The sequence below is a fragment of the Tamaricihabitans halophyticus genome, from assembly GCF_004340875.1.
GTDB lineage: Bacteria > Actinomycetota > Actinomycetes > Mycobacteriales > Pseudonocardiaceae > Tamaricihabitans > Tamaricihabitans halophyticus.
Genome location: NZ_SLXQ01000014.1, coordinates 69,976 through 93,326 on the forward strand (window position 1 = coordinate 69,976; position 23,351 = coordinate 93,326).

Here is a 23,351-nt window from a genome sequence, read left to right on the forward strand (position 1 = left end):
TGTCCGCGCTGGCTACCGTGACCCGCGTTCAGCGCAGGATCGCCGGGCCCTTCGCATAGGCATCCCACACGGTGGGGCTCACTTCGCCGACCGGCGAGGAGTTCAGTTCGACCACCGACGCCGGCCGCACCTGCCACAACATGCCGTCGTCGAGCAGGAAACCAACACCCCGCCCTTCGGCGTACTTCGCCGGCGTACCCGGGGTCAGCCGGCCAGCCACGGGCGCGTCGTCCAACGCGGGGATATGTTTCTCCACGATCTTGCTGGCAAGTTCCTCGGCGACCGAGCGGCGTTCGACCCGGAGCAGCTGCTCGTTGATGACCAGATCGATGGTGCGCTTCGGGGACAGCACGGCGAATCCGTCCAACACCCGTAAGGCCCGCTCGGCGGTGGCACAGCCGGGCGCGTCAGTGATGTCGAGCCCGAAATGCCGCAGCCCGGTGGGCGCGTCCTTGTTGGTGGTCGCGCGCACCACGTCGACCGGCACGGTGCCGCAGGGGTTCGCCGCGGATACCGGCGCGTGCCCGTCGGGTTGCCGAACCAGCCCGGGACCCTCCCGCCATGGCCCTGGTATCAGCACCTGCTCGTACGGGTTTCGGGTGAACTCGCGGTCCCAGAAAGTCAGCGTGGTGCCGCCGTCGGTCTGATGCGCGATGGCGAAGGCATCGAGCTGCTCGACCCACATCCAGTCCGCGCTGAACGCGTCCACGATCGCCCGATCCCTGCGCTCGCTGCCACTTGCCGTATCAGCGAAACCATCACGACCGAGCGCCTGGACACCGTCCTGGAAGGTGGGGTCCTTGGCACGCAGAACGAACTGGCCGGCGCCGTTCCAGCCGGCGGCCGCACCGGTGGTGTCGGTGAACATCAGGTAGAACCAGCCGTCCAGGTACAACGCGGCTGGTTGACCTGCCCCGTAGCTCTTGCGGACGGGGCGGTCCCCGGACGGCGACACGATCGGCCGGCCATCGTTCGCCCGCTCCCAGTCGATCCCGTTCTTGCTGGTGGCCAGCCCGATCTGATTTCCGAAGTCGTGATCGCCCTCGGCGCCGGTGTAGTAGAGGTAGTAGGTATCGCCAACCTTGATGGTGGACGGGTCGCAGGTGTGCATGCCATCGAAACCGCCTGGGTTCCCACTCAGCACCGGCTGGGATTTGCCCACTCCGGGGGCGTCGAAGGGGCCGTTCACGGTTTCGGCTTCGGCGTAGAGCACGTCGTCGCCGGGTGGTTTCGCGCTACCGAGCTGGCTGCACCACCACATCCGGGTTTTTCCGCCGTCCAGCATCACGGTGGGACCGTAGTTGTACGGCGCGTCAGCACCGCCGTCGGCGATCACGCCGGAGCTCTGTCGTGCGGCGTCGGTAGCCAGCTGCGCCGGCTCGCCTTTCGGCGGTGGACCGGTGTCCGCGGGGCGGTGCCGCTCGTACTGCGGGGTCCCGTCCGCAGGGGTGCAGGCCACGGCTACCGCGATCGCGGCGATACTGGCGAGCGCCGTCGCCGCCATCCTGCCGAACCTGTGCCTCGCTGACATTCCCGGTGTGACCTCCTCCGTGCCGCACGGGCCAAGTGTAGGCAACCTGAGGCGGTCAGCGGCGGTTTAGCCACGCATGGCACCAGTTCAGCCGGGATTCCGCGAGATGCGTCACGCCGGTGGGACAGTCAGCCCCGTGCGACTAGTCCTGTTCGACTAGTCTTGTTCAACGAGCCAGTGCAGTGCGAGCACATAGCCCCGCACCCCCAGGCCCGCGACTACGCCGGTGGCCACCCCGGAAATCACGCTGTGGTGCCGAAATTCCTCCCTGCGGTGCACATTCGAGATGTGCAGTTCCAGCAGCGGCGCGCGCAACTGGGCGCAGGCATCCCGCACGGCGATGGAGTAGTGCGTCCACGCGCCCGCGTTGAGCACCACCGGGTCACCGGCGTCGGCGGCCTCGTGGAGCCAGCCAACCAGCTCGCCCTCGTGGTCCGTCTGCCGGACGTCGACCTCGATACCAAGGTCGGCAGCCGTCTGGTTGCACAGCTCAACCAGATCGGCGTAGGTCGTGGACCCGTAGACCGAGGGTTCCCGCGTGCCGAGCCGGCCGAGGTTCGGCCCATTGAGTACCCGCACCTTCACAGCAGCACGCTCCCCTGATCGCGTCCCTGGTCCGGCTCGCTCGCGATCGCGGCGTAGGCACCAGCGAGCAACGCGGGATCGGGGCCCTCCAACCTGCCCGGTTTGCCAAGCGCGTCGAGCACCACGAACCGCAGCATCCCGGAACGGGTTTTCTTGTCCGCCCGCATCCCTTCCAGCAATTGGGCGAAGGCGTCCGCGTCGTAGCTGACCGGCAGTCCGAGCGCGCCAAGCACATCGCGGTGGCGCTGCACGCTCGCCTCGTCCAACCGCCCGGCCAGCCGAGCCAGTTCGGCGGCGAAGACCATGCCAACGCTCACGGCGGCGCCATGCCGCCAGCGATACCGTTCCCTGCGCTCGATCGCGTGCCCCAGGGTGTGTCCGTAGTTGAGCACTTCCCGCAGCGCCGATTCGCGTAGATCCGCGGCCACCACATCGGCCTTGACCTGAATTGCCCTGCGCACCAGTTCACCGAGCACCGGACCGGTCGGGTCGACGGCCGCGGCCGGATCCGCCTCGATGCGCGCCAGGATCTCCTGATCGGCGATGAAGCCGCATTTCACGACCTCGGCCATCCCGGCGACCAGCTCGTTCGCCGGCAGGGTGGCCAGCGTCGCCAGATCGACGAGCACTCGCCGCGGTTCGTGGATCACCCCGACCAGGTTCTTACCGGCCTCGGTGTTGATCCCGGTCTTGCCCCCGACCGCCGCGTCCACCATGCCGAGCAGCGTGGTCGGCACGTTGACCAGCCGGACGCCGCGCATCCAGGTGCCCGCGACGAACCCGGCGAGGTCGGTGACGGCGCCACCGCCGAGGCCGACGATCACGCCCTGTCGATCAAGACCGATCCGCCCGAGGACTTCCCAGCAGAAGCCCGCTACGGACAGTGCTTTGCCTTCCTCCGCGTCCGGAATCTCCACCCGGTGCGCGTCCAGCCCTGCTTCGACCAGCTCCGCACGTGCCGCCTCGGCGGTGGTGGTGAGCGTCGGTGGGTGTACCAGCGCCACACTCGAGGCGCCGCGCACGGTTTCGGTCAGCTCACCAAGCAAACCGTGCCCGACGACGACCTCGTACGGGTTTGCCGTGTTGACCGGGATCCGGACCGGCTCGGTCATCATGCTCCTTACTTCGCTCCGTTGTCGCGCAGCCGCCCGACGAGTGCTTCGACAACCTGTGCTGGCTCCTGGCCGTCGGTGTCCACCTCGATGACGGCGACCTCGCGGTAGATCGGCAACCGCGCCTCGAGCAGTGCCTTGTACGTGGCGCGCGGGTTGACTCCGGCGAGCAGTGGCCGCGCCGAGGACATCCCGGTTCGCCGGACGCCCTCGGCCATGCCGACGTTCAGGAACACCACGGTATGCCCGGCGAGCCGCTGTCGCGTTCGCTCCGATACCACCGATCCGCCGCCTAGCGCGAGCACGCCATCGTGTTCGGCGAGCGCGTCCGCGACGGTTTCTTCTTCGATGGCACGAAAATGCGCCTCGCCGTCGTCGGTGAAGATATCGCTGATCGGCTTACCCGCCCGCGTGACGATATCCGCGTCGATATCGCGGAACGACACGCTGAGCCGTTCGGCGAGCAGCCTGCCGATCGTGGACTTGCCGGACCCTGGCGGCCCCACCAGTACGGTCGGCTCCCCTGCCGGTGTCACCACCGCTCCTCCAGCGCCCGTAGGTAGCCCGCCACGTTGTGGCTGCTTTCGGCGAGCGAGTCCCCACCGAACTTCTCCACCGCCGCTTCGGCGAGCACCAGCGCCACCACGGATTCGAGTACCACTCCAGCCCGTGGCACCGCGCAGACATCGGAGCGCTGGTGGATCGCCACCGCCGGCTCGCCCGTCTCGACATCCACAGTGGATAGAGCGCGGGGTACGGTGGAGATCGGCTTCATGGCTACCCGAACGCGAAGCGGTTCCCCGTTGGTGATCCCGCCCTCCAGCCCACCGGCCCGGTTGGATCGGCGCGCGACGCCCACCGGGCCACTGCCCCGGTCAATCTCGTCGTGGGCTTCGCTACCCCAACGCCGAGCGGTGGTGAACCCGTCACCGATCTCGACGCCTTTCATCGCCTGGACTCCCATCAGCGCGGCGGAAAGGCGGGCATCCAGCCGGCGGTCCCAGTGCACATGCGAACCGAGCCCCGGCGGCAGACCGTAGGCAAGCACCTCGATCACCCCGCCGACCGTGTCACCCGCGCTTTTCACCTGTTCCACCTCATCGACCATCCGCTCGGTGGCCGCGGCGCCGAAGGCGCGCACCGGGCTTTCGTCGATCGCGGCGAGATCCGCCGGGCGCGGCGCCGGTCCTTCCGGGGCATCGGCGCGGCCGATGGAGACCACATGGCTGAGGATGTCGACGCCGAGCAGCTGACGCAGGTAGCCGCGCGCGACGGTGCCGAGGGCGGTACGCGCGGCGGTTTCCCTGGCACTGGCGCGTTCCAGCACGGGCCGCGCCTCGGTGAACCCGTATTTCTGCATCCCCGGCAGATCCGCGTGTCCCGGCCGTGGCCGGGTCAGCGGGGCGTTTCGGGCGAGCCCGGCCAGTTCGGCGGCGTCGACGGGGTCGGCGGACATCACGGTCTGCCATTTCGGCCATTCCGTGTTCTCGATCCGCACCGCGATCGGCCCGCCCTGGGTACGGCCGTGCCGGACCCCGCCGAGAAACTCGATCTGGTCCGTCTCGAAGCCCATCCGTGGGCTCCGGCCAAAGCCGAGTCGACGGCGGCCAAGCTGTTCGGTCAGCTCGTTCGTAGTGATCTCCACGCCGGCCACCATTCCTTCGAGAATGGCGACGAGCGCGGGACCATGTGATTCTCCAGCGGTCATCCAGCGCAGCACCCCTCGATCCTGTCACGCCGTCGCAGGTCAGCTACGCATGGGCCGGGATGACGCCCGCGCTGGGGAAGGCGGCGACCGCCAATACGGCGAGGAGCAGACCGGGACCGTGCGGTACCCCGCCGCGCCAGCGTCCCGTCGAGCTGGCGAACACCGCGAGCAGCCCCGCACAGAGCGCGGCCAGCACGGCGGCGAACACCAGCGCCGGCCAGCCGAGCGCGCCAAGCACGCCACCGAGGCTGCCGGCCAGCTTCACGTCACCAGCACCGAGCGCGCCCGGTGCCAGCAGGTGCACCAGCGCGTGCGCACCGCCGAAGACCAGCACACCGAGCACCGCGCGGCCCAACAACCAGCCGTCATCATTGCCGATCGCGGCCGCCAGCAGCACACCGCCGAGGATGGGATAGGCAGCCGCGGTGAACACGTTCGGTAGCCTGCGGTGCCGCAGATCCGCCACGATCAGCGGAGCGGCAAGGGCCGCCACGGAAAGCGGAACCGAAAACCACCAGCCAGGGAGCGCGCCGGCGCCGAACCGCCAGCCGAGCAACGCCCACAACGCGCCGGTGACCGCCGGAAGCACGAGCGGATGGGTACGCGTTCCGCGACGGATCGCGCCGAGTACGCCACGAGTAGCCAGCCCGACCAGTATGCCGGCGCCGCCGAGCAGCAGCGACGCGGAAAGTTCGGTCATACTGGCAAGCCTGCCGCGCGGCGGTAGGGACCGGGACGCCCAATGGGCCATTCAGTGGCGCTGGCGGTACGAAAGACTCAGCCGGACGGTGTCGCGGTTGCCAGCGGGCCGCGGATGGGCTAATCGCGCCAGGTGAACAGCGGATCGCCGGCCGCGATGGCGATGTCCGGCTGGGGTACGTCCAGCGCGTCGGCAGCCGCGTCCAGTGCCACCACGGGGCAGATCGGTGAGTATCCAGCCGCGCGTACCGCCACTGGATCCCAGTCGACGATCGGCTGACCGGCCCGTACGGTCTCGCCTTTGACCACGTGCAGGGTGAACCCTTCGCCCTTGAGCTGCACGGTGTCGATGCCGAGATGCACCAGCACGCCCTGACCGTCCGCGCCGACCACCACGAACGCGTGCGCATGCAGGGTCGCGACCGTGCCAGCCACGGGCGCGAGCGCGGCACCAGCGGTATCCGGCCATACCGCGATCCCCGGGCCGACCATCGACTGCGCGAAGACCGGGTCCGGGACCTCCGCCAGCGCGGCGGTTCGGCCGGATACCGGACTCAGTACTCGAAGGCTCACAGCAGATCCTCGATATCGCTGGCGATCGTGTCCGCCTCCGGACCAACCACCACCTGAACGACGGCGCCGGAGCGCAGCACTCCATGTGCACCCGTGGCCTTCAACGCCGGCTCGTCCACCACCGAGCCGTCCCGCAACTCGCAGCGCAATCGGGTGATACAAGGTTCGATCTCCACGATATTGTCCGCACCACCAAGCGCGGCGAGAATCCGCTCCGCGCGATCGTCCTTGCCTGCCAACGTTGGCCTCCCGATCCAGTAATGCACCCGATAACCGCCCGCGTATTTGGCACGAAGCCATAACGGCGGTTGACACCTCTCGAACGCAAGAGCATTCTCCCGCATCAAGTGGTCTAGACCGGAACCTACCAAGGGTCGCGATCCAGATCGAGGGCAACGCATAGCCTGCCAGCGGTCCGGGGCCATGGGGGCGCTCGGGTTGGCCATCCCGCAGCGAGCGGACCAGCAGGAGGATCATCGATGAGTTCGAACACCGCATCGGCGAAGGGCAGCAGCCGCGGCTTCGCCGGTCTGCAGCGTTTCGCCCGCAGCCTGATGCTGCCGATCGCGGCGATGCCCGCCGCGGCGTTGCTGACCCGACTCGGCTACATCGACGCCGACGGCCAGGGGCGCGGCGAGCTGATTGCCGCGATACCCGGCGATGTCTTCGACGATATCGCCAAGGTCGTCGGGGTGGCCGGGGATGCGCTGTTCGGCTTCCTGCCGCTGCTGTTCGCGATCGGTATCGCGATCGGCTTCGCGCGCAAGGCGGATGGTTCGGCCGCGCTGGCCGCCGCAGTCGGCTATGTGGTGCTGCACAACGTGCTGTTCCAGTCGGGACTGATCGAGGAGTCCCTTGTCGAGGACAAAACGTTCAATACCGGCCCGTACGGCGTGCTCGGCGGGATCATCACCGGGTTGATCACCGCAGTGCTCTGGCAACGCTTCCATCGGATCAAGTTGCCGGCGTATCTCGCGTTCTTTGGCGGCAGGCGGTTCGTGCCCATCGTGACCGCGGTGGCGATGCTGCTGGTCGGCACTGTGCTCGGGCTGGTCTTCACCTGGTTCGACAAGGGCCTCACCGCGCTCGGTGAAGCCATTTCCGGGTCCACGGTATTCGGTGCGGGCGTGTACGGCCTGACCAACCGGCTGCTGCTACCGCTCGGTCTGCACCACATTCTGAACTCGTTCGTATGGTTCGTCTTCGGTGAGGCCGACGGCGTGAAGGGCGATCTGTCGCGGTTCTTCGCTGGCGATCCGAGCGCCGGGACGTTCATGTCCGGCTTCTTCCCGATCTTCATGTTCGCCCTGCCCGCAGCGGCGCTGGCGATCTACCACACCGCCCGGCCGGAGCGGAAGAAGATGGTCGGCGGGTTGATGTTCGGCGCGGCCCTCGCCTCGTTCCTCACTGGGGTCACCGAGCCACTCGAGTTCGCCTTCGTGTTCATCGCCTGGCCGCTGCTGCTCATCCACGCGCTGTTCACCGGTATCTCCATGGCGGTGACCAACGCGCTTGGTGTCCACCACGGTTTCGGCTTCTCCGCCGGCGGGATCGACTACGTGTTGAACTGGGGGTTGGCCACCAAGCCATGGTTGATCATCCCGATCGGACTGGTGTTCGCGGTGCTGTACTACTTCACGTTCCGCTGGGCGATCACGAAGTGGAATCTGCGCACCCCTGGCCGGGAAGACGAAGAGGTGCTCAGCGAGGAGGACACGCCCGACAGCAAGCCCTGACCGGTGCGCCCAACCGCGTTCTTTAGGGATCTTGCGGTTGGGCGAGGGGTAGGGACAGCACGTCGCCCGTGGCCGCGCGGAGGGCGTCTCGCATCGCCACGCGCGGCGCGGGTTGCCCGGTGAACTGCTCGACCTGACCAAAAGCCTGGTGCAGCAACATGTCCAGGCCGGTCGCGAGGCTTCCGCCCCGCTCGTGCACAGCTTCGGCGAGCGGGGTCGGCCACGGGTGGTAGATCACGTCCAGGATGCGCCGCGCCTTGGCCAACGCATCGACGATGGTTTCCAGCGCGGCCCCCGGCGCGGTGTTCACCAGCAACGCCGACTCCGCCGCGAGCGGGCCGAAGTCCACATCTGCCCAGCGAAGCACCTCGCAGTGCACTCCCGCGCGCCCGGCACAGGCCACCGCCTCCGCGGCTCGCGCCGGCTCGCGCGCCACCACCAGCACCCGGTCGATCCCCAACCCGGGTAGCGCGGCAATCGCCGCGTTCGCGGTACCGCCCGCGCCGAGAATCACCGCCGGCCCGTCGGCGCTCACCCGCGCGCCCGCCGCGTCCAGTGCGCCGGTGACCCCGTCGACATCCGTGCAGTCCGCGCGCCACAGCCCGGAGTCCATTCGGGTCAGCGTGTTCGCGGCTCCGACGACCGCCGCCCGGTCCGTCACCGAACTGGCTACGGCCAGCGCGGCCTGCTTACCGGGCATGGTGACCGATAGCCCAACCCACTGTTCATCCAATTCGGACACGAGGCCGGGCAGCCGATCAGCATCGCATTCGACTCGCTGGTAGCTCCAGCCCGTCAGGCCGAGCGCTTGGTAAGCCGCGTCGTGCAGCACCGGCGACAACGAATGCGCCACCGGCGAGCCAAGCACGGCGGCACGCCGACCTGTATCAGTACGCACCACGTGCCTGCGCTTCCCTGCGGTTCTGGTTGTGCTCCTGGTTCGTCTCCGCGAAGCAGGACTTCCCGTCCTTGTAACACTTCACGAAGTACATCCACGATCCCTCTTCAGGCTCGGCGGCCGCCTGGACCGCGGCCTGGCTCGGCGAGGCGATCGGCGTGGGCGGCAGACCCGCACTGTCATACGTGTTGTACGGCCCCGCCCTGGCGCGATCCTCCGGGTTGGTGCGCACCTGCGGCCGGTCCAGCGCGTAGTTCACCGTGGAGTCGAACTGCAGCCTGGTGCCATCCTCCAGTCGGTTGTAGATGACCCTGGAGATCTTCCCGAAGTCGGCGGCAATGCCCTCACGCTCGATCAACGAGGCAACCACGAGCGTTTCGTACGGGTTGAGCTGATTGTCTTCCGCGAGTTTCGGCAAACCCCACGCCTGCAAGGTCGTCGCGGACTCCTCGAGCACCGTCCGAAGTATCCGTTCGGCGGACCAGCCCGGCCGAAGATCGTAAACCCCTGGCACGACAAGGCCTTCCAACCAGCGTTCCGGATCGGCCTGCTCGGCCGGCCCCACCGCCCACTCCGGTGCACCGAGATCGGCGAGCCCACTATCCGCGACGGTCTGACGCAGGTCCTCGGCCGAGACACAGGTGCTCTGCCCGTTCAGTTCCGCACAACTCGCGTCCGCGAGCAGGCTGTAAATCCCCTTGGTCACCTCGTCATTGGGCTGGGTGATGTCGTCAAGCTGGGTACCGGCGCGAATCTCCAGCTGCCCGACCCGCGTTTCCGGGTCCACGATCCGCTCGGCCGCGAGCTCGCCGGACATTCTGGTTTTCATCACGTAGTAGCCGGGCTGGACACCCGCGACCGCGCTGTTGTCCTCGCTCGCCGAGACGAAGGAGCGGGAGGTGGCCACCACATCGGCCTCGGCCAGTTTCCCGCCAATCGCGCCGATCGAGTCACCGGCGCGGACCTCGATCAGCACATCCCGCTCGCCTGCGCCGTCGTAATCGCCGAACATGCCGAAACCAAGGATCTGCTGGACCCCGAACCAGGTTGCGGCGGCCACTACGCCGAACAGGATCGCGCCAAGCAACAGCCGGGCGCGCCGCCGCCTGCGGTCCCGCCGGCCACGCGGGCGCGGGGCGTCGGCTTGTTCGTCGAACAGGTCAAGGCCGCTACTCATCCGGGCTCCTCGCCGCCAACGCGGCCGCACGAGCATCCAACCAGCCCTGCAGAATCTCCACCGCCGCGGCCTGATCCACCACCGCGCGCTGTTTGCGGCCCCGCACGCCCCGATCGCTGAGCATCCGGCTGGCACTGACGGTGCTCAGCCGCTCGTCCGCGAGCCGTACCGGCACTGGGGTGACTCGATCGGCCAGTTGCTTCGCATAGTCGACCGCGGCTTGCGCGGCCGCACCATGCCGGTTGGCGAGGGTCCTCGGCAAGCCCACCACCACCTCGACGACGTCGTGTTCCGCGACTAGCCCGGCCAGTTGGGTGAGATCGGCATTCGCGTGATCATCCCGGGCAAGGGTAACGAGGGGCGAAGCCAGCATCGGAGCCGGATCGCTCAACGCGATTCCCACTCGAACGGAGCCCACGTCTACCGCAATACGCCGGCCAGGTCCCGGATCGCTCACCCCGGGGCGATCCGGGCCAGCCGATGGAGGCTGTTTCGCTCCGTCCGCGGAACTCACGCCTCGGCCAACGCCCTACGTAGCGCGGTAAGCGCATCGGATATCCCGGCGGGATTACCGCCGCCACCCTGGGCCATATCGGGTTTGCCACCGCCCCTGCCGCCGATCAGTTCCCCAAACGACGGCACCAAACCACCCGCGGTCAGCCCGCGATCCCTGGCCTCGGGGGAGGTCGCCACCACGAAGTTGACCTTCTCCGCACCCGCGGAGAACAGCGCGACGACGTTGGCGGTCGAGCCGAGCCGGCCGCGCACATCGCCGGCCAGAGCCCGCAACGAGCCACCGTCCACGTCATCGGCGACCTGCTCGGCGACCAGGCGCACACCGCCGGCATCCTGCGCCCGACCGACGAGCTCACCCGCGGAGGCGAGCACCTTCTCGGTGCGCAGCCGCGCGATCTCCTTCTCCGCGTCGCGCAACCGGCCGACGATGCCCTCGATCCGGGAGGGCAGTTCCTCGGTCGGGACTTTCAACTGGTCCGCGAGCTGGCCAACCAGCAGCTGCTCCTTGCGGACGTAGCGCAACGCGTCGTTGCCGACCAGGGCCTCCACTCGGTGCACGCCGGAACCGATCGAGGCGTCGCCGACCAGCTTCACCAGGCCAAGCTGCCCGATCCGGCCGACGTGCGTGCCGCCGCAGAGTTCCCGTGAGTACTCGCCCATATCGACGACGCGAACGTCGTCCCCGTACTTCTCCCCGAACAGGGCGAGCGCGCCGAGCTCATCGGCCTTCGACTTCGGCACCACGTAGCTGGTGACCTCGACGTCGCGCTGCAGGTAGTCGTTGACCTCCTCCTCGACCTCGGTGAGCAGACCAGCGGAGACCTTGCCGGGGGTACTGAAGTCGAAACGCATCCGCCCCGGCGAGTTCAGCGAACCGGCCTGGGCCGCCTGCTTGTCGAACGCACCGCGGACCGCCGAGTGCACCAGGTGCGTCGCCGAGTGCGACCGCGCGACGGCGGAACGGCGAGTCGCGTCCACCGAGGCGGTCAGCTTGTCGTCCAGCCCGAGCTCGCCCTGTAGTACGCGCACCCGGTGTACTGACAACCCCGGCACGATCTTCTGCACATCGGTTACGTCGACCTCGACCCCGGAACCGACCAGCCGGCCGGTATCGGCCACCTGGCCACCGCTTTCCGCGTAGAACGGAGTGCGGTCCAGCACCACCTCGGCCTGTCCACCGGCGCGCACCGCCGGCACCGATACGCCGTTTTCCAGCAGCCCGATGACCCGCGAGCTGGTCTCCAGGTCGTCGTAGCCGAGGAACTGCGTTTCGCCGTGTTCGTCCAGCACGGCACGGTAGGCGGACAGATCGCCCCGGCCACTCTTGCGCGCGGCGGCATCGGCCTTGGCCCGATCCCGCTGCTCGGCCATCAATTCCCGGAAACCCTGCTCGTCGACGGTCAGGCCCTGTTCCGCGGCCATCTCCAGGGTGAGGTCGATCGGGAAGCCGTAGGTGTCGTGCAGTTGGAAGGCCTTCGCTCCGGGCAGCTCGCCCTTACCAGCCTGCTTCGTTTCCCCGACGGCGCTGTCGAAGATCTTCGAGCCGGCGGTCAGGGTCGCCAGGAAGGCCTCTTCCTCGGCCCGCAGTACCGCTTCGATCCTGCCGAAGTCGGTGACCAGTTCGGGATACGAAGGGCTCATCGCGTCGCGCACCACGGCGGCGAACTCGGTCAACACCGGCTTGGTGACCCCGAGTAGGCGCACCGAGCGGATGATCCGGCGCAGCAGGCGGCGAAGTACGTAGCCGCGTGCCTCGTTGCCCGGCGTCACGCCGTCGGAGATGAGCATGACCCCGCTACGGGCGTGGTCGGCGATCACCCGGAACCGTACGTCGTCGGTGTGGTTGTCCCCGTAGGAACGACCGGAGAGCTGCTCGGCTTTCTCGATCACCGGGCGGACCAGATCGGTCTCGTAGACGTTGTCCACGCCCTGCAGCAGGAACGCCACCCGTTCGACACCCATCCCGGTGTCGATGTTCTTCTTGGGCAGTTCACCGATCGGCGGGTAGCCCTTCTTCGGGCTCTGCTCCCCCCGAATGTCCTGCATGAACACGAGGTTCCACACCTCGAGGTAGCGATCCTCGTCGACGACGGGACCGCCTTCCGCGCCGTATTCGGGTCCGCGGTCGTAGTAGATCTCCGAGCACGGCCCACCGGGACCTGGCACGCCCATATCCCAGTAGTTGTCCGCGCCGTCCCGGTACTGGATCCGTTCCGCGGGGATGCCGGTGATCTGCTGCCACAGTCGGGCGGCCTCTTCGTCATCCTGGTAGACGGTCACCCAGAGCCGCTCCGGGTCGAAGCCGTAGCCGCCCTCGTCCGGCGAGTTGGTAAGCAGGCTCCACGCGTGGTTGATCGCGCCTTCCTTGAAGTAATCGCCGAAGGAGAAGTTCCCGGCCATCTGGAAGAAGGTGTTGTGCCGGGTGGTCTTGCCGACCTCATCGATGTCGCCGGTGCGCACGCACTTCTGCACGCTGGTGGCCCTCGGGTACGGGGCGGGGGCGTCACCGAGGAAGTACGGCTTGAACTGAACCATGCCGGCGTTGACGAACAGCAGGGTCGGGTCGTCCAGGATCAGCGACGCACTGGGGACGACGGTATGGCCGGCCCGTTCGAAATGATCCTGAAAACGTTTGATGATCTCGTGGGTTCGCACTCTTGTTTCCTTACCGAGTGCCCGGCAGCGCAGCGCGCCAAGGGCTGACTACCACCAGGCTAGGACGAAATGGGCCAGGGACGAGCCGTGGAGTCTGTCGGCGGACGGGACGCGCCGCGCGGCGTACGGCTACGCGGCACAACTCAGCCATCCGCCCCGCGCGCTCGATGCCGACCCGACCGCGCGGCCGGTGCCGCTGACCGCGTATCCCCGACGGCAATTCCCCTGGTAGCGATCCCGGACCGCCGCTCAACTTCCTGGTGCAGCAGCTCTTCCCGCTCGGACATACCGGCGCGCACCTCGGCTCCGAACTCGCCGAGCGCGCCGCCCAGTTCGCGGATGGCGTCACTGAGGTTGGCGGCGAACCCGGCCGGCGTCGCCTGCCGAGTCTTTTCCGTCGCTTTCCTGGACAGTGCCACGCCGGCCGCGACGCCCACGCCCAACCAGAACAGCCGTCTCATGCCTGGCTCCCGCGCTTGGCCCGCCGCCCGCGCCGGGAGCGCTTGCCGGCCTTCTCTTCTTTGGCCTGTCGACGGGTCTTGATCGCTTTGCTGACCCCGTAGGTCAACGCGGCGGTCTTGACCAGCGGGCTGCCCAGTGTCGCGGTGAAGACCGAACTCAACGCCGACACGTTGCCGCTGACGGTCTGCGCGTTGGCGGTGATGCCGTCCACCCGCTCCAGCTGCGTGTTGACGTGGGTCAGCGTGCTGTTGGCCCCGTCGAAGAGCGGATCACTGTTCTCGTGTGCCTTGCGGATCGCGATCGTCGCCTCGTCCAGCGTGCGGCCGAGTTTGATCAGCGGAATGGCCGCAAGTAACACCAGCAGCACGAACGCACCGGCTGCGATGAGCGCGGCGATCTGCCCTGGTGACACGTATCCTCCTCGCGGTAGCAGGCTTGAATGCCGGCCAGGTTACCGCGCTGAACCCGGCATCGTGACGTTGCCCCATTCGTGTCCGCTGACGCGTCCGTTAAGGGTACCGGCGCCCAGAATGTGTGGCGCGGGAATTACTCGCCGCGAATCGTTCGACGTAGCTTCGGCACTCGCTCGGCGAGCGTCCGTTCGACGCCGCGCTGGGTCGGCTCGTAGTAGTCCCTGCCAACCAACGTGTCCGGTGGGTACTGCTGAGCGAGTACGCCTTCCGGAACGTTGTGCGGATACCGGTAGCCCTGCGCGTGGCCGAGCCGTTTTGCCCCCGAATAGTGTCCGTCCCGCAGATGTGCCGGCACGGTTCCGGCAAGCCCGGCGCGCACATCGCCAAGCGCCGCGTCGATCCCGGCGATCACCGCGTTCGACTTGGGTGCGGTCGCCAGGTGCACGGTCGCCTGGGCGAGCGCCAACCGCCCCTCGGGCATGCCGATGAACTGCACCGCGTGCGCGGCGGCCACCGCCGATTGCAGCGCGGTGGGATCGGCCATGCCAATGTCCTCGCTGGCGTGCACGACCAGTCGACGAGCCAGGAACCGTGGGTCCTCACCGGCTTCGATCATGCGCGCGAGGTAGTGCAGTGCGGCATCGACGTCCGAGCCCCGGATCGATTTGACGAACGCGCTGATCACGTCATAGTGCTGATCGCCGTCCCGGTCATATCGCACCGCCGCCTTGTCCACCGTCGCCTCCACGGTGGCCAGGTCGATCTCCCCATCATCGGGGATCGCGTCAGCGGCGGCCTCCAGCGCGGTCAGCGCGCGGCGCGCGTCACCACCGGCCAGCCGCACGATGTGGTCCTCGGCTTCGTCGGTGAGCCGGACCCGTTCGGCGAGACCACGCTCGTCTCGTACCGCGCGCCGCAGCAGCTCGCGCAGATCGTCGTCCTCCAATGGCTGCAGCTGGAGGACCAGCGAGCGAGAAAGCAGCGGGGCTACCACGGAAAACGACGGGTTCTCCGTGGTAGCGGCGACCAGCAGCACGATCCGGTCCTCCACCGCGCCGAGCAGCGCGTCCTGCTGTGTTTTGGAGAACCGGTGCACCTCGTCGATGAACAGCACCGTGGACTGCCTGGCATGCACCAACCGGCGCCGGGCTTCCTCGATGACCCCGCGAACCTCCTTCACGCCCGCGGACAGCGCGGAAAGCGCCACGAATCGCCGGCCGATGGCGTTGGACACCAGCGAGGCAAGGGTGGTCTTGCCGGTGCCCGGCGGGCCGTAGAGCAACACCGAGGCTGGCGCGGCGCCTTCCACCAACCGGCGCAACGGCGAGCCCTCGGCGAGCAGGTGCCGCTGCCCGACGATCTCGTCCAGCTCGCGCGGCCGCATCCGCACGGCAAGCGGCGCGGTCGGGGCCCTGCCGGGTTCACCAGAGCTGTCCGGACCAGCGCCCACGGCTTCGTGTCCGGCCCGCTCCGTGGGCTCATCGGCGGGCACCATCCGGAACAGCCCGCCGTCCAACGATTCCTCAGCCACGGCTCGACGTTACCGCCCAGGTCCGACGCGGTCGCCAGCTGGCGCGCTCAGCCATCGGTAACTCGACCACGCCTCAGCTCGCCCGAGATCTGGCAGCATCCTGCGCTCGCGATGTTCTCATCAGGAAGGCCAGCACCGTGGCTACCGCGCACAGGGTTCCGGCCGTGCGGAAGGCGGCACCGAAGTCGAGGGCGGCCCCGCCGGGCAGGACCTGCGGTGATCCGGCGATCGCAACGAGGACAGCCAAGCCAATCGATCCACCTACGGTCAGGATTGCTTGCAAGACCGCCGATGCGGCACCAGCTTGCTCGGGCGCAACGGTAGCCATGACCGTGAGGTTGTGCGCGACCAACGCCGCGCCAACTCCGACACCGATCATCGCGAGGGGGCCGAACACCTCTCCCCAGTAGGAACTCTCCCGACCGAGACGGCTGAGCCAGAACATCCCGGAGGCGACCAGTGCCAGTCCGATCACCGCGATCGACGTCGCGGGTAGGCGGCGCAGCAAAGTGGGCACGAACTGGGAAACAGCGAACACGCACACCGCCAGCGGCAGGAAGGCCATTCCCGTGGCGAGCGGGCCATAGCCAAGCCGGTCCTGAAGGAACAGGGTCAAGAAGAACCAGGCACTGGTCAGGGACGCGGCCAGGAGTAGCAGATTGGCGTAGGCCAGCGCTCTGATCCGGTCGGCGAACAAGGTGAGCGGCACCATCGGCGACGAGATGCGCTTCTCGATGACGACGAACGTCGCCAACAGCCCGCCGCCGCAGGTCAGCGTCAAGATTGTCCACGGGTCGGCCCAACCGTATTCGGATGCATGGACGAACCCGAAGACAAGCAAGGTCATTGCGGCGATTGATGTCCCCGCCCCGGACAGGTCGAACCTCCCCGCTCGGCGGGACGACCGCGGGAAGACCGTGCCCGTCGCGACTACCGCGACAACGCCGACAGGCACGTTGATCAGCATCACCCATCGCCAGGACAGGGCCGACGTCAAGAGTCCGCCGAGGATGAGACCAACGGCCAGGCCGGCGCCCGCCGCGGTCGAGTAGACCGCGAACGCCCGCCGTCGTTCTTCCTCGCCGGAGAAACTGGTGATCAGCAACGCGAGCCCAGCAGGCCCGGCCAACGCGGCCCCCACACCCTGTAGCACCCGACCGGCAATCAGGGTCGCCCCGTTCGGAGCGAGCCCGCCAAGCAACGACGCCACCGCGAACAACGCCATCCCAGCAACGAAGACCCGGCGGTGTCCCAGCACGTCGCCGAGCCAACCGCCAAACAGCAGCAGTCCGCCAAAGGCGAGCAGGAATCCGTGCGTAACCCAGGTAAGAGCAGCCGGTGACATCCCGAACTCGAGCCCGATGCTTGGCAGCGCCACGTTCACGATCGTGGTGTCCAGCTGCAACATGAACTCGCATGCAACGACTAGCGCGAGCGCCAGCGCGCCCAGCAGCTTCCCTCGCATCGGCGAGGTTGCTCGCTGGCCTTGTACGGCTGTCATGCCTGCTCCCCTCCACGATACTATCTGAGAGTTATGCCCCAGATATAAGTAGGGTAGCACTCTCATTTAGGAGGTCCGGTGACTGCCGCGAACAGGGCCCTGCGGGCCGACGCCAGGCGCAACCGGGAACGGGTCGTCGCCCAAGCCGCGATCGAGTTCGCCGCACACGGCGCAGACGTCAACCTCGACGACATCGCCCGTGCCGCCGGGGTCGGCTCGGCTACCTTGTATCGGCATTTCCCCTCGCGCGATGCACTACTCGCCGAGGTCATCCAAGACAGTGTCGAGGCGCTCGATGCCCAGGCGCGCCAACTGATGGACGCCTGCGAACCCGACGTCGCCCTGACCAGATGGTTTGCGGCGGCGGTCAAGCACGCCGCCTCCTACCAAGGACTCTCCGCATCGCTGATGCGCAGCTTCTACGGCGACGGCTCGCCCCTGCACGCCGCATGCGAGGCGATGCACGCCTCCGGCGCCGAAGTGCTGCATCGAGCGCAGGCCACCGGGCATGCCGACGCCGCACTCACTGCCGACGACCTCTTCAGCCTGGTCAACGCCGCCGCATGGGCAGCCGAATGGAACAATGCCACCCACGAGGACGCACTACGGCATTTCGCGACCCTGGTCGCACGAAGTCTCAACGCGCCCAGGTAGCGAGTGCCATGTCGGATGGCATCGGTGGACGACCACGGGACACCCACCTCGGACCGCGAGGCAATGGAGATCTTCGCGGCGCACGACGGCCAAGCTCAGCCGAGCAGTGGCTCGCCTTCGAACACCGCCAGTTCCTCGCGGTAGAACTCCAGCCCCACCCCGTTCGGATCCCGGATGTAGAGACTGTCATCGGCGCCCCGATCCGGCCCGAGGTAATCAACTCCACGCTCGTCCAGCTTCGCCCTGATCTCGTCGAATCGCGCGCTGGTCACCGACAGCGCCAGATGCTGCACGGCGCCAATCGTCTCCTGGAACTCCGGGTGATCATGCCCGGGGAAATCGAAGAACCCGAGCAGGTTCTGATGCCCGATGTCGAAGAAGAAATGACTGGAACCGACGTAGTCCCGGTTTTCCACCAGCTCGACCAGCGGGAAGCCAAGGAATTCCTGGTAGAACTCGATGGTCTCGGCGACATCGCGGCAGATGAGCGCAAGGTGGTGCACCCCACGGGTTGCGGGCTCTGGCCGTTCGGCGACCGGGCGCAGATAGCGCTCACGCAGCTCCGCGCGCCGGGCACGGACGGCTTCCAGTTCGGCGCCCGAAGGTTGTGGCACGCCGACACCTCCCTTATCCGGTGGTCTGTGTGCACTGTCGAGGGAACCTCAGCGGCCCAGCACCCGACGCAGTGCGGCGAGGATCAGTTCCACGCGGTCCAGTCGCGCGTTGTGCCCCATCAGGCCGATTCGCCACACCGTGCTGGCGAACTTGCCCACCCCGGCACCAATCTCGATGCCGTAATCATCGAGCAGGACGCCGCGAACCTCCGCCGAGCTCACCCCATCGGGTACCCACACGGTGGTCAACTCGGGTAGCCGGTAGCCCTCTTCGGCGAACAGCTCCAGCCCCAGCTCGGTCAGCCCCTCCTGCAGCCGAGCACCCGCGGCGGCATGCCGCGCGTAGACCTCCGGCAGCCCTTCCTCGACGATGCGGCCGAGCGCGGCGTGCAGCGACGCGATCATCGCGACCGGCGCGGTGTGGTGATAGGTCCGCCCGCCGCCGTCCGCGCCGGTGACGTAGTCCCCGATCATGCCGAGGTCCAGGTACCAGGTCGGCGGATTCGGCACGCGCCGTTGCCAGGCGCGCTCGGAGACCGTGAACGGCGCGAGCCCGGGCGCGACGCCGACGCACTTCTGGGTACCCGAATAGCCGATATCGATACCCCACTCGTCGGCGGCGACCTCGATGCCGGCCAGCGAGGTGACGCAGTCGGCGAGGACCAGCGCGTTCGAGTCCCGCTCGTGTACCGCACGGGCGAGCGCGCCGATATCGCTGCGAGCGCCGGTCGAGGTCTCCGCGTGGACCGCGGCGACCAGGTCCGGCGATCCGTGCGCGGCGAGTACCCGGGCAACGTCCACCGGCTGACCCCAGTCGTGGTCGACCCGCACTACCTCGGCGCCGTACCGCCCGGCCACGTCGACCATGCGCTCGCCGAACAGGCCGTTGACCGCGATAACCGCGACGCTGCCGGGTTGGACGAAGTTGGCGAAGCCGGCCTCCATACCGATGGAGCCGGTGCCGGACAACGGGAGCGTCCGCGCGTTGTCCGTACCCCAGACCGTGCGCAGCCGGTCGCAGGTCTCGTCGAGGATGCGCAGGAATTCCGGGTCCAGATGTCCCAGCAATGGCGCGGCGAGCGCCGAGGTCGCCTCGGGGTAGGCGTTGGACGGTCCGGGGCCGAGCAAGAGACGATCAACCAGTGCCATGCCCACGACTCTATTCGGTAACTCGGCGGCCGACAGCGCGACGGGGTGTACCGCACACCACGTGCCGTCAACACCGCAATGTTTCGGGATCTTGCGGTTACCGGAAGGCCAGGTACGGCTCGACCTCGATCCGTTGCGCGAACCGCCTGGCCAGCTGGTTGGCCAGCTCGCTCGCGTAGTCCGCAAGCTCGTGCACGCCGGCTTGGCCAGCATCGGTAGCCAGCCGCGCCCAGCGCGCGGCCAGTGCCTCGGCATCGCTCGAGGAGAACGGCAGCAGCTCGGTACGGGGCGGACCAGCCACACCACCGTGCGTGGCGACCAGTTCCGGCAGCAGTTGCCAGGTGGACAGCACCAGCCAGACGAGCTGCCCATCCAGCATTCCGCTGCCGAACAGCGAATCATTGGCCAGATCCGGCCACACCTCGGTCACCTCGGCTCGCCAGGAGGCGACCATGGCTTCGGTCATCCCCGCGGGCAGGGCGAGCGCGCCCGCCGAAGAGGCCAGCGGCATCCGCAGGTAGGCCGCGTCCAGCAGCGCGTTTCGCACGCAGCCGCGTTCGAAGTCCAGGAACCGCACGCCGGCGTTGGTCACCAGGTTGTTGTCCGGCGCGAGATCAACCGGACTCAACGCCCGGTACGGCGCGGCCTCCACTCTGGCGCCAGCCCTGCTGATCAGCACCCGAATCGGGTCCGGGGTCGGAACGCCAAGCACCTCGTCAAGCACCGAGGGCAGCTCGCCACAGGCGAGCTCCACGGTCGAGGCCAGCCCGCTGACCACGTCACCGCCACCGAAGCGCCGCATGAGCGCGTCGAAATCGGCTTCCCTGCCGGCGGTGCTGGCATGCAGTTGTCCCAGCGAACGAGCCCAGGACAGCAGCGCACCCTCGGCGCCGCGGGCGTCCGAGCCGAGCAGTTTGTCCTCGACGGTCGCCGCCCTGCCGAGGTCTTCGAGGACGATCACCCGCTTCGTCGCGTCCTGCGCGATCAATTCCGGGCAGCGCCGCTCGTCCTCGGCGAGCGCGGTGAACAGCTGGTAGGCGACCGCCTCATGGGCAAAGGGGTCCCAATCACCCGGTGCGGCCGCCGGATAGTGCTTGATCACCAACGTCCTGGGCAGCGAGAACGGGCTGGCCGCTACTCGGACACGGACCACCGTGGCAGGCCCACTGCCCGCCAGGTCCTCGGCGCCGTCCAGGTTGATCGTCGCACCGAATCTGCTGGACAGCACCGCTTCTCCGGCAGCGACAGCGGCCGCGATCGCTTCGACGATCGCAGCTGAATCAGCATTGTCAAAGGCAAGCTTCTCGGCCGTGGACTCCACGCTCATCTCTCCCGACCTTACTCGCGAACGCGGCTGACCGACCACTGTCGCCAACCGAATACCCGCGCGATGCCCCGTTTATCGGTACGGAAAACGCGGTGCGTGAGCAACGTCGCGCGGGGTCGCACGGCGAGTCACCAAACACCACTGGTATCGACTCGCGCACCGCGGGTAGCCACCTTAGCGCGCCAGGCAAGGCTCCCCGCGGTACCTGAACCCGTCAGCCCTTACCGGTCTGCGGTTTCGCGTCCACGCCCGCTTCCTTGCGCTGCTGCGCGGTAATCGGCGCCGGAGCACCGGTGAGCGGGTCGTAACCGCCGCCGGTCTTCGGGAACGCGATCACGTCCCGCAACGACTCCGAGCCGGTCAGCAGCATCGCGATCCGGTCCCAGCCGAACGCGATCCCACCGTGCGGCGGCGGGCCGTACTGGAAGGCGTCCAGGAGGAACCCGAACTTTTCCTGCGCCTCCTGCTCGCTGAGGCCCATGGTGCGGAACACCCGCTGCTGGACGTCGGCCTGATGGATACGGATCGAACCGCCGCCGATCTCGTGGCCGTTGCAGACAATGTCGTAGGCATAGGCAAGCGCGTTGCCCGGGTCCGACTCGAACTTGTCGATCCACTCCGGGGTTGGCGAGGTGAACGCGTGGTGCACCGCCGTCCAGCTCCCGCCGCCGACCGCGACGTCATCGGTGTCCTCGACCGAGGCGAACAGTGGCGCGTCCACCACCCAGACAAAGGACCAGGCGTTCTCGTCGATCATGTCGAGCCGCTCGGCGATCTCCACCCTTGCCGCCCCCAGCAGCGCGCGCGCCTCGTGCGGCTTACCCGCGCCGAAGAACACGCAGTCCCCCGGCTTGGCGCCGACGCGCTCAGCCAGCCCTGCCCGCTCGGCCTCGGAGAGGTTCTTGGCTACCGGCCCACCCAGCGTGCCGTCCTCGGCGATCAGCACGTAGGCCAGCCCCTTGGCGCCGCGCTGCTTTGCCCACTCCTGCCAGGCGTCCAGTTGCCGGCGAGGCTGGTCGGCACCGCCTGGCATCACCACGGCCCCGACGTACGGCGCCTGGAAGACCCGGAACGGCGTTTCCGCGAAGTACTCGGTGAGCTCGGTGAGCTCCAAGCCAAACCGCAGGTCCGGCTTGTCCGTGCCGTATCGGGCCATGGCCTCCGCGTAGCTGATCCGACTGATCGGCCGGGGGATCTCGTGGCCCGCGACGCCCTGCCAGAGCGCGCCGACGATGGCTTCGCCCAGTTCGATCACGTCGTCCTGCTCGACAAAGCTCATCTCGATGTCCAGCTGGGTGAACTCCGGCTGGCGGTCCGCGCGGAAGTCCTCGTCCCGGTAGCAACGCGCGATCTGGTAATAGCGCTCCAGCCCGCCGACCATCAGCAGCTGTTTGAACAGCTGCGGCGACTGCGGCAGGGCGTACCAGGCCCCTGGGCGCAGCCGTGCCGGCACCACGAAGTCCCGCGCGCCCTCCGGCGTCGACCTGGTCATCGTCGGGGTCTCGACCTCGACGAAGTCCCGGTCGTGCAGCACTCCCCTGGCGATCCGGTTGATCTCGCTACGGGTCCGCATGGCACGGGCCGAGCTCGTACGCCGCAGGTCGAGATACCGGTGCCGCAGGCGCACCTCCTCACCCACGTCCAGATGCTCGTCCAGCTGGAACGGCAACGGCGCGGATTCGCTGAGCACGTCCAGCTCAGTGGCGAGTACCTCGATCGAGCCGGTGGCGATCTCGGGGTTCTCGTTGCCACCCGGCCGTACCGCCACCTCCCCGGTAACCCGCAGGCAGTATTCGGCACGCAGTTGATGCGCCCGCTCCGCCATGTCTCCTTCGCGGAACACCACCTGGGCGACGCCGGAGGCGTCCCGGAGATCGATGAAGATCACTCCGCCGTGGTCGCGCCGACGTGCCACCCAGCCGGTCAGGGTGACGGACTGCTCGGCGTGCTGCTCGCGCAGCGTGCCGGCCTGGTGCGTGCGCATCACGGGTACCGCTCTCCTCAGCGTTCGATCGTCATACCGGTCGTGTGGGGATATCCTCGAAGCGCGTCTCGCGACGCCGCAGGACACCCTCGTAGGCCACTCCCGCTGGTGCTTTCCGGCGGGACGTACGGTTGTCGGGCACAAAGGCTATCGGGCGGCGATTCGCGGGCACCACCAGGTTTCTTCCCGGCGGTACCACGGCGGCTAGTGCACGCTAAGGTGACCGGCAAGGACCAGCGAGACAGGCAGAAAGGTTGGCGTCATGGGAAGCATCGGACCAGCGCATATCATCATCGTTCTGGTGGCGTTCGTGCTCCTGTTCGGCGCGAAGAAGCTGCCGGACATGGCGCGATCGGTCGGCCAGTCGATGCGCATCTTCAAGGCCGAGACGACCCAGCTCAAGGACGACAAGTCCGCTGACGTCCAGTCTCAGCAGGCCCAACAGGCCAGTAACGTCGAAGACGCTGAGATCGTTGATTCGGACGGGGACACCCGCCGGAGCACCACCGGCACGAACTGAGTAAAG

Annotated in this window: 23 protein-coding genes; 3 read left to right on the forward strand and 20 right to left on the reverse strand. The window is 68.0% G+C overall.

Annotated features, from left to right (window positions below; all coding sequences use genetic code 11):
* Nucleotides 1-28: 28 nt before the first annotated feature.
* The 8 genes from EV191_RS24210 to EV191_RS24245 all read right to left on the reverse strand — a co-directional run bounded on the left by EV191_RS24210 (nucleotide 29) and on the right by EV191_RS24245 (nucleotide 6,447).
* Nucleotides 29-1,531, reverse strand: coding sequence for a glycoside hydrolase family protein (locus EV191_RS24210; RefSeq protein WP_243659191.1), 1,503 nt, complete (start codon nucleotides 1,529-1,531; stop codon nucleotides 29-31).
* Between the two features lie 156 nt (nucleotides 1,532-1,687).
* A complete protein-coding gene (gene aroQ / locus EV191_RS24215; RefSeq protein ID WP_132879692.1) occupies nucleotides 1,688-2,116 on the reverse strand; it encodes a type II 3-dehydroquinate dehydratase in 429 nt (142 codons plus the stop codon).
* Complete coding sequence (aroB, locus tag EV191_RS24220) at nucleotides 2,113-3,228, reverse strand: 3-dehydroquinate synthase (RefSeq protein ID WP_132879694.1); 1,116 nt, start codon at nucleotides 3,226-3,228, stop codon at nucleotides 2,113-2,115. Before aroB ends, aroQ begins: the two co-directional genes overlap by 4 nt.
* Nucleotides 3,229-3,236: 8 nt before the next feature.
* Nucleotides 3,237-3,764, reverse strand: a complete 528-nt coding sequence (locus EV191_RS24225; protein ID WP_207894654.1) for a shikimate kinase — start codon at nucleotides 3,762-3,764, stop codon at nucleotides 3,237-3,239.
* A complete protein-coding gene (aroC, locus tag EV191_RS24230) occupies nucleotides 3,761-4,948 on the reverse strand; it encodes a chorismate synthase (RefSeq protein ID WP_132879697.1) in 1,188 nt (395 codons plus the stop codon). Before aroC ends, EV191_RS24225 begins: the two co-directional genes overlap by 4 nt.
* 31 nt (nucleotides 4,949-4,979) lie before the next feature.
* A complete protein-coding gene (locus EV191_RS24235) occupies nucleotides 4,980-5,636 on the reverse strand; it encodes a prepilin peptidase (protein WP_132879698.1) in 657 nt (218 codons plus the stop codon).
* Between the two features lie 119 nt (nucleotides 5,637-5,755).
* On the reverse strand, nucleotides 5,756-6,208 hold the full coding sequence (locus EV191_RS24240; RefSeq protein WP_132879700.1) for a PTS sugar transporter subunit IIA: 453 nt from the start codon (nucleotides 6,206-6,208) through the stop codon (nucleotides 5,756-5,758).
* Entirely contained in the window at nucleotides 6,205-6,447 is a 243-nt protein-coding gene (locus EV191_RS24245) for a PTS sugar transporter subunit IIB (protein WP_243659192.1), read from the reverse strand. Before EV191_RS24245 ends, EV191_RS24240 begins: the two co-directional genes overlap by 4 nt.
* A gap of 240 nt (nucleotides 6,448-6,687) precedes the next feature.
* Here EV191_RS24245 and EV191_RS24250 point away from each other — a divergent pair, with 240 nt between their 5' ends.
* Nucleotides 6,688-7,944, forward strand: coding sequence for a PTS transporter subunit EIIC (locus EV191_RS24250; RefSeq protein WP_132879703.1), 1,257 nt, complete (start codon nucleotides 6,688-6,690; stop codon nucleotides 7,942-7,944).
* A 22-nt stretch (nucleotides 7,945-7,966) separates the two neighbouring features.
* Here EV191_RS24250 and EV191_RS24255 read toward each other — a convergent pair whose 3' ends face one another.
* From EV191_RS24255 to EV191_RS24290, 8 genes are all read right to left on the reverse strand, one after another.
* A complete protein-coding gene (locus tag EV191_RS24255) occupies nucleotides 7,967-8,842 on the reverse strand; it encodes a shikimate dehydrogenase (protein WP_481557252.1) in 876 nt (291 codons plus the stop codon).
* On the reverse strand, nucleotides 8,832-10,019 hold the full coding sequence (mltG, locus tag EV191_RS24260; RefSeq protein ID WP_132879706.1) for an endolytic transglycosylase MltG: 1,188 nt from the start codon (nucleotides 10,017-10,019) through the stop codon (nucleotides 8,832-8,834). Before mltG ends, EV191_RS24255 begins: the two co-directional genes overlap by 11 nt.
* On the reverse strand, nucleotides 10,012-10,533 hold the full coding sequence (gene ruvX, locus EV191_RS24265; protein ID WP_132879708.1) for a Holliday junction resolvase RuvX: 522 nt from the start codon (nucleotides 10,531-10,533) through the stop codon (nucleotides 10,012-10,014). Before ruvX ends, mltG begins: the two co-directional genes overlap by 8 nt.
* Nucleotides 10,530-13,190: an alanine--tRNA ligase gene (gene alaS / locus EV191_RS24270; RefSeq protein WP_132879709.1), complete on the reverse strand. Its 2,661-nt coding sequence runs from the start codon at nucleotides 13,188-13,190 to the stop codon at nucleotides 10,530-10,532. Before alaS ends, ruvX begins: the two co-directional genes overlap by 4 nt.
* Nucleotides 13,191-13,333: 143 nt before the next feature.
* A complete protein-coding gene (locus tag EV191_RS24275) occupies nucleotides 13,334-13,651 on the reverse strand; it encodes a hypothetical protein (RefSeq protein WP_132879711.1) in 318 nt (105 codons plus the stop codon).
* On the reverse strand, nucleotides 13,648-14,064 hold the full coding sequence (locus tag EV191_RS24280) for a DUF948 domain-containing protein (protein WP_132879713.1): 417 nt from the start codon (nucleotides 14,062-14,064) through the stop codon (nucleotides 13,648-13,650). Before EV191_RS24280 ends, EV191_RS24275 begins: the two co-directional genes overlap by 4 nt.
* A gap of 134 nt (nucleotides 14,065-14,198) precedes the next feature.
* On the reverse strand, nucleotides 14,199-15,560 hold the full coding sequence (locus tag EV191_RS24285) for a replication-associated recombination protein A (RefSeq protein ID WP_132879794.1): 1,362 nt from the start codon (nucleotides 15,558-15,560) through the stop codon (nucleotides 14,199-14,201).
* A 109-nt stretch (nucleotides 15,561-15,669) separates the two neighbouring features.
* Nucleotides 15,670-17,097, reverse strand: a complete 1,428-nt coding sequence (locus tag EV191_RS24290; RefSeq protein ID WP_165913078.1) for an MFS transporter — start codon at nucleotides 17,095-17,097, stop codon at nucleotides 15,670-15,672.
* 78 nt (nucleotides 17,098-17,175) lie between these two features.
* On the opposite strand from EV191_RS24290, the gene EV191_RS24295 reads away from it, so the two are divergent.
* Nucleotides 17,176-17,751 carry a TetR/AcrR family transcriptional regulator gene (locus EV191_RS24295; protein WP_132879716.1) on the forward strand — a complete coding sequence of 192 codons (576 nt, stop codon included), beginning with the start codon at nucleotides 17,176-17,178 and terminating at the stop codon, nucleotides 17,749-17,751.
* A 95-nt stretch (nucleotides 17,752-17,846) separates the two neighbouring features.
* Here the strand turns inward: EV191_RS24295 and EV191_RS24300 are convergent, their stop codons facing one another.
* The 4 genes from EV191_RS24300 to aspS all read right to left on the reverse strand — a co-directional run bounded on the left by EV191_RS24300 (nucleotide 17,847) and on the right by aspS (nucleotide 22,828).
* Entirely contained in the window at nucleotides 17,847-18,365 is a 519-nt protein-coding gene (locus EV191_RS24300) for a VOC family protein (RefSeq protein WP_132879717.1), read from the reverse strand.
* Nucleotides 18,366-18,413: 48 nt separating this feature from the next.
* Nucleotides 18,414-19,514, reverse strand: coding sequence for a pyridoxal-phosphate-dependent aminotransferase family protein (locus EV191_RS24305; protein WP_132879725.1), 1,101 nt, complete (start codon nucleotides 19,512-19,514; stop codon nucleotides 18,414-18,416).
* A gap of 97 nt (nucleotides 19,515-19,611) precedes the next feature.
* Nucleotides 19,612-20,841 carry a phosphotransferase gene (locus EV191_RS24310; RefSeq protein ID WP_132879727.1) on the reverse strand — a complete coding sequence of 410 codons (1,230 nt, stop codon included), beginning with the start codon at nucleotides 20,839-20,841 and terminating at the stop codon, nucleotides 19,612-19,614.
* Between the two features lie 214 nt (nucleotides 20,842-21,055).
* Nucleotides 21,056-22,828, reverse strand: coding sequence for an aspartate--tRNA ligase (gene aspS, locus EV191_RS24315; protein ID WP_132879728.1), 1,773 nt, complete (start codon nucleotides 22,826-22,828; stop codon nucleotides 21,056-21,058).
* Nucleotides 22,829-23,087: 259 nt separating this feature from the next.
* Here aspS and tatA point away from each other — a divergent pair, with 259 nt between their 5' ends.
* A complete protein-coding gene (tatA, locus tag EV191_RS24320; protein WP_132879730.1) occupies nucleotides 23,088-23,345 on the forward strand; it encodes a Sec-independent protein translocase subunit TatA in 258 nt (85 codons plus the stop codon).
* Nucleotides 23,346-23,351: the final 6 nt, after the last annotated feature.